Source organism: Winogradskyella damuponensis (assembly GCF_039538385.1).
Taxonomy (GTDB): Bacteria; Bacteroidota; Bacteroidia; order Flavobacteriales; family Flavobacteriaceae; genus Winogradskyella; species Winogradskyella damuponensis.
In genome coordinates this window covers 1-2,446 of record NZ_BAABCB010000024.1, presented here as the reverse complement: position 1 = coordinate 2,446, position 2,446 = coordinate 1, and the positions used below count along the sequence as shown (strand labels likewise).

Genomic DNA, 2,446 nt, shown 5'->3' with positions numbered 1-2,446 from the left:
TTACTCCTCTCTTTTGTCTTTTCTGATTTATCCTTAAATTTAATGAATTGTAAACTTAAGATGTATATAGTTCATTGCTACTTATAGTACATCAAGAAAAATTCCGTTGGAATTTTACCTTTCAGTTTTATTTACTAAATTTAGAGTTATAATCTCGCAACAAACCATATACGAGACCGTTAGCAAAAATATAAAAAAGTCCGTGAAGACCAATATACCAAAATACAGTTCGACAACCAATTCAGTTTCACAAGGGATTTTAGCCTGCATAATTTTATTAGTTTTTGGATTTGGAGTTTTTTCCGCTGTTGAGAATATTATCTATAAAATAATTGCAATAGCTGTCACATTTATCCTTGTTGGGCTTTTAATTTATTATGTAAAAGCAAGGGCGTTTTCAATACTATTTGAAGATAATCAAGTAATTGTTGAATATAGTTTCAATGGAAAAACAAAATATATCAACTACTCTGACATAACCGAATTGAAATATATAAAGGCTTCTAAAAGTCCGACTTTGAATGAAATAAAATTTAACGACGGAGACAAGAACTTATCCTTAAAATTTTTATCCATAGAATATAGTAATTATATTGAATTCGTGAAATGGATTAAGTCAAAAAACGAAAACATTGAATTGACAGTTTTTCCGTCTGACAATTATATGAATCATAAATTACAAGAGATATATGGATTTAAATATCGTTAGACGAATAAAAACATTTTTAACCGAACTTATGGATATTCGATAAATTGAACGCAAATAGACTTTAATGAAACAGAAAAATACTTTTGCTAACACCGTATATAATTAATGGCTAGTTTTAGCTTGCTTACGAAAGTCCTCGCGGACTTTCTATCTGGTTTTTATTTGCTAAATTAGGTGCTTAACCACGCCACTAATCATATACATAAACGTTGCCCACAATATGAAAAAACCGTTAATAATGGGAATTTTAGCACTATTTGGAATTAGTTGCTCTCAAAAAAATTCATCGGATGAAAATTCGATGCTTCTTTGGGAAGACGATTATTTAATGGTTGAAATAATGTCTTCTAAAAATTTGGAATATGCTCTAAATGAAACTGGAAGAATATCGGAGTTTGCGGAAAAACATTCTGACGGAAATGGATTTTCAGAAATTACAGCGATTAAAGAAAAACCAATTGAAACTAAACAACTCGAAATTAACGAAAATGATTTTGTGGAATTATTAAACTCTGTCGGAATTAAAAAATACCCAAAACTGACTTATGCTGGAATTGGAGAACCTCAGATTATAGAAAATTCTAAAACCAAAGCGTTTGGAAGTCACTCAAGTGCAATATTCTATGATGGAGAAAATAACAAAATAGAACATATTTGGTTTTCAACTTACGATTGGAAAAACATACAAAAAACGAAAATCGCTGATGGATTAAATGCTATCGGAGAAAAATATGATATGATAATGGTAGATTTTGCAAGTGAAGAAGTAATTGACTTAAAAAAGAAATCGGAAATCGAAAAATATTTGAAAACGGAATAAAATACTGTGGGCAACACCGTATATAATTTATTGCTAGTTCTAGCCTACTTACGAAAATCCTCGCGGATTTTCTATTCGGTTTTTATTTGCTAAATTAGTTGCTTAAACCACGCAACAAACCATATACAAACACGTTGTAGCAAATACGAAAATGAACAGTACATATCATAAAATTATAGCATTTGGAATTTTAATTTTGGTTTTTACGACCTGTAAAGCACAAACAAATGAAAGTCCTAATCCGAAAATAAACTCTGAAAATTATTACGAATATTTTCACTCTGGCGGAACAACAAAAACGACAACGAATTGGTTACGAAGACACGAAGCTGTTCCAATTATTATTGACGAATTGGAAAAACTCGGATTTGAAACAAAACAATATATATTATTCGAATTGGAAAACGAAGAAGAAATAATACTTGATGTTTATAATCGTGAAAAGAACTTTGGTGTAGTTTTCAATACTGGACACTTTGCTTTTCCGAATAAAACTCAAAGAAATAGTCGGATTTATAATCAAGACAAGTTCAAAATATCAGGAAGTTTAGGTCGGAGAAAAGTTTATAAAGAATTACCAAAAAACATTATTGTTCTTCAAGAAACTTGGTATTGGTATCAAACTCAAAGTAGTCCGAATGACAAACTGCTGAATAAGAAAACGGCTGAAAATATTTTACGAGAAGATATCAGAAAACAATTAGCTGAATTGAGAAACTAAAAAAGTACTTGCTACAACACCGTATAAAAATAATGCTTAGTTTAGTGCTTAATCAAGAGTCCGTGCACCTTTGTTACGTCTGATTTTCCTGCGGAAAATCCTCGCACACAAAACCGCACTATTCTTATACATAAACGTTGTACGCAATATCCCAAAAATGCGGAAAATGAAAATGAACAATATATGAATTATAAAA

Annotated in this window: 3 protein-coding genes; all 3 read left to right on the top strand. The window is 30.3% G+C overall.

The annotated features are described in order from the left end of the window. Positions 1-202 precede the first annotated feature (202 nt). The 3 genes from ABD730_RS13020 to ABD730_RS13010 all read left to right on the top strand — a co-directional run bounded on the left by ABD730_RS13020 (position 203) and on the right by ABD730_RS13010 (position 2,250). Positions 203-709 carry a hypothetical protein gene (locus tag ABD730_RS13020; protein ID WP_344715239.1) on the top strand — a complete coding sequence of 169 codons (507 nt, stop codon included), beginning with the start codon at positions 203-205 and terminating at the stop codon, positions 707-709. 220 nt (positions 710-929) lie between these two features. After that, positions 930-1,529, top strand: a complete 600-nt coding sequence (locus ABD730_RS13015; RefSeq protein ID WP_344715237.1) for a hypothetical protein — start codon at positions 930-932, stop codon at positions 1,527-1,529. Between the two features lie 151 nt (positions 1,530-1,680). After that, positions 1,681-2,250, top strand: a complete 570-nt coding sequence (locus ABD730_RS13010; protein ID WP_344715235.1) for a hypothetical protein — start codon at positions 1,681-1,683, stop codon at positions 2,248-2,250. Positions 2,251-2,446: the final 196 nt, after the last annotated feature.